A 4,179-nucleotide genomic window follows, 5' to 3' on the forward strand; every position below is an offset into this window, starting at 1 on the left:
TACCAGCCACCACCGAATCTAGCGCAGCGTTCCCCTGTTGCGTCAATGTTCACAGTCCCGGTTTTTTGTTCACGATCGCTTGACTTTTAAGACAGTCGCTACGTTTAATGCACTATTTTAGCCTTGACACGCCACTAGTTACTTAAACAGTGACAGGTTATTTTCAAACACACTCATTTACTTAGCACCAATCAATATATTTTCGATATCCGCTAGCTGTGGAACTCCTGAAAAAGTTGGACTATTAATGACAAAGAAAGGTGTGCCGGAAACACCCAACTTCTCTGCTAATTGGATATCTTTTGTAATTGCGGGAGTAGCAAGAGTAAGATCGCGTTTAAATTTACTTAAATCTAGATTCAGCTTTTTAGCAATATCTAAATATAACGCTTCACCTAGTTGCTTTTGATTAGTAAATAGCGCATCATGATATTCCCAAAATTTGCCCTGTTGATATGCTGCCCAAGCTGCTTTCGCAGATGGTAATGCTTCAGCATGAATTGAAATTAGTGGTAAATTCTTATAAACTAATTTTACCTTATCTGGATACTTTGCTAACAATTGTTTCAATGTTTTATGCGCCTCGGCACAGTAGGGACATTGAAAATCGGAAAATTCTATTAGCACAGTTTTTGATTTAGTTGAACCTGTGGTGGGAGACTCACCAATCACTGTTTGAGGATTCGTCTTTAAATCTTGTAAAAATGCTTGCTGTGCTTGCTTGAGCTTTTGTTGTTGCTGCTGCTGATAAACTTGAACAGATTCAATAATTGCCTGTGGATGTTCGCGGATAATTTGTAAGACTTGCTGTTCTAGTTGCGGATCAATCCGGCTAGCAGCTTGTACAGGAAATGACCAGGCGACAACTAAACAGAGCAGACTTATTGCTGCCCAAGTACGCATATACTGAATTAATGAACTAAACGAATCAAAGAATTTACTCATAGAAAAACTCATAAATATTTATTTTTGTCTAACTTTATAGACACGCAGTTGCTTCGACTTCGAAGTACGCTTCAAGGAAAAATCCCATAATCAAAGTTATGAAAATTCCCTTTTTACTGATTAAAAAGATCCAGCGATCATCCCAACAAGTAAAATAAAACCAATCCACACGTTTTGCCGGAACATCTTACCATAAACAGAATTAGGTAAATCTCGCTGTCTTAATCGCAGAGATTGCCAAACCCATCCCATAGTAGCAACTGCAAGGCTAATCCAGAAGGCTAAGTGCAGATTTATGAGTAAACCTAACCAAGCCAATAACAAGATTGTGCCAGCAAAGAAAATTCCAATTGCTACAGGGGCATAATTCCCAAAAAATAGGGCACTTGAATTAACACCAATGCGGCGATCGTCTTCCTTGTCGCTCATGGCATAAACTGTATCAAATCCCAATGTCCACAGTACAGTCGCGCCCCAAAGTAACCAAGTTGGTTGAGTGATGGTTTGAGTAACTGCACTCCAGCTAATCAACACCCCAAAACCCCAAGCGATTGAAAGTACCAGTTGCGGCACAGGAAACACTCGCTTTGCGCCTGGATAAAGGACAATTACGGGCACTGCTGCCACACATAACCAGAAACTTAGGGGGTTAAGGTAAAGGGCCAGGATAGCTGCACATACTAGTGATACGATCGCAACTACAATCCCAACTTTCACAGATAAAGCGCGAGAAGCGAGGGGGCGATCGCGTGTTCTCTCCACTTCTGGATCGATATCCCGATCCCATAAATCATTGACAACACATCCCGCCGCACTTGTGGCCAGAGTACCCAATATAATTACACCAACCAGAGGTAAAGGCGGTTTCCCAGAAGCTGCTAAAAACACTGCCCAAAGAGCAGGAATCATTAAAATTAACCGTCCTTCTGGTTTATGCCAGCGTAAAAGCCGGATAATTACAAGCCAAACTGGTAACTGGGGGCGTTCTGGCATCGTTAACATAGAAATCAACAAATAACTTTAGATAGATGAATTCACACATCTTTACATCTATAGAATAACGTTATTTGTTATTTGTAAAAACATCACCCAAAGTGGCAACTTTAAATATCTTTTAATAGTCGCTAGCGTTAGACGCATTAGGGTGAATATACTTAGCTCAGTTGCCCTCGACGAAACTGAGTTGCGAGTGCTGAGTATTTTTTAATTTACTCAGCATTCAGTTTGAGTAAGTACGTTGCAATAAATATCAGTGCCAGCTACCCCGACATACCACCGTTTGCCATCATTTCTTATAAAGAGAGAAAACTAGATGCAGAATTTAGTTTCGGCTAGCTGGGAGAGTTCTGCAACTCAACCACCTAACCAACATCGGATTATTGCTGCCATTGACCTGGGAACAAATTCTCTACACATGGTAGTAGTTAAAATTGACCCCACGCTACCAGCCTTTAGCATTATCGCCAGAGAAAAAGAAACTGTGAGACTTGGCGATCGCAATCTTACCACTGGAGAACTCAAACCAGAGATCATTAAAAAGGCGATCGCTGCTTTAGGACGCTTCCAAGAAGTTGCCAAAACCATCGACGCTGAAACAATCATTGCTGTGGCGACTAGTGCCGTGCGCGAAGCCCCCAATGGTAAAGATTTTTTGCACAGAGTAGAAAAGGAATTGGGTTTAAGCGTTAACTTGATTTCTGGTCAAGAAGAAGCGCGACGAATCTACCTTGGTGTGCTTTCGGGGATGGAATTTCACAACCAACCCCATATCATTGTTGATATTGGCGGTGGTTCTACAGAATTAATTTTGGGTGATAGTCAAGAACCGCGCACTCTCACCAGTACAAAAATTGGTGCAGTGCGACTCACTAGCGAGTTAATCACTACCGATCCCATCAGCAACACAGAGTTTGTATATTTGCAATCCTATACACGCGGTATGTTAGAACGTTCCGTGGATGAGGTATTAGCAAATTTCCAGTTTGGGGAATCTCCCCGTTTGGTGGGTACATCTGGCACGATTGAAACCCTAGCGATGATTCATGCACGAGAAAAGTCAGGTGTTATTCCTTCCACTCTCAATGGCTATCAGTTTAGTCTTAAAGACTTGCGAGAGTTGGTAAATCGCTTGCGGAAACTGAGTAATTCCGAAAAGTCTGCGATTCCGGGAATGCCAGACAAGCGGTCTGAAGTTATACTGGCTGGTGCAGTAATATTACAGGAAGCGATGACCCTTTTAGGCAGTGAATCGATCACAATTTGTGAGCGTTCTCTGCGGGAAGGCGTAATCGTAGACTGGATGTTAGCCCACGGCTTAATTGAAGATAAGCTGCGTTACCAAAGTTCAGTTCGAGAACGGAATGTTTTAAAAATCGCTAATAAATACCACGTTAACTTAGAGTATAGCGATCGCGTCGCCAGATTTGCCGAGAGTTTATTTGATCAAACTCAAGGTACGTTACATCACTGGGGATCTGACGAGCGACAACTGCTATGGGCCGCTGCAATATTACACAATTGCGGTCATTATATCAGTCATTCGTCTCACCACAAGCACTCTTATTATCTAATTCGCAATGGTGAATTACTTGGTTATACAGAAACCGAGATTGAAATCATAGCCAACTTAGCACGTTATCATCGCAAATCGCCGCCCAAGAAAAAACATGAAATTTACCAGAGTCTGTTGACTAAAGAGCAGTGCCAAATGGTTAGTCAATTGAGTGCAATTCTAAGATTAGCGGTGGCACTAGATAGACGACAAATTGGGGCGATATCTCAAGTGCATTGTGAGTATTATCAACAACTTCGACAGGTAAACCTGCTAATTTTTCCATCTCAAGCTGATGATGACTGTGCTTTAGAACTTTGGAGTTTAGATTATAAAAAAGGAGTGTTTGAGGAAGAATTTGGAGTTAAATTAGTAGCAAGTTTAGAAAAACCTTTTAGAAAAATTTAAGGTTGCTCAATTCTTTTAGAAAGTAGTAGCGTGGCAAGACTAAAATAGTGCATTAGATGTAGGTTGGGTGAAGCGGAGCGCAACCCAACATATATATATAAGAATGTTGGCTTTCGCAAATCCTCCAACGCCACTTGCTACAACGCGAGAAACCCGCGCAACGCAGTGGCTCCCCAACCTTGTATCTTAGAAATAGTAGTAGACCGTCCCAACCTTGGTCAAGAAAGACCGCTTCGTAGCATGGGTCACTACAACAATCTCTTTGACAGAACTCG

3 protein-coding genes are annotated in these 4,179 nt (G+C 41.8%); 1 reads left to right on the forward strand and 2 read right to left on the reverse strand.

Annotated features, from left to right (window positions below):
• Window positions 1-177: 177 nt before the first annotated feature.
• On the reverse strand, window positions 178-945 hold the full coding sequence (locus tag H6G86_RS37795; protein WP_190938677.1) for a DsbA family protein: 768 nt from the start codon (window positions 943-945) through the stop codon (window positions 178-180).
• A 120-nt stretch (window positions 946-1,065) separates the two neighbouring features.
• The gene (locus tag H6G86_RS37800) at window positions 1,066-1,947 is read right to left on the reverse strand and encodes a 4-hydroxybenzoate solanesyltransferase (protein ID WP_190938678.1); all 882 of its coding nucleotides are present in this window, start codon (window positions 1,945-1,947) and stop codon (window positions 1,066-1,068) included.
• Window positions 1,948-2,257: 310 nt separating this feature from the next.
• Here H6G86_RS37800 and H6G86_RS37805 point away from each other — a divergent pair, with 310 nt between their 5' ends.
• Window positions 2,258-3,904, forward strand: a complete 1,647-nt coding sequence (locus tag H6G86_RS37805; protein ID WP_190938679.1) for a Ppx/GppA phosphatase family protein — start codon at window positions 2,258-2,260, stop codon at window positions 3,902-3,904.
• Window positions 3,905-4,179 lie beyond the last annotated feature (275 nt).

Source organism: Nostoc sp. FACHB-133, assembly GCF_014698055.1.
GTDB lineage: Bacteria > Cyanobacteriota > Cyanobacteriia > Cyanobacteriales > Nostocaceae > Nostoc.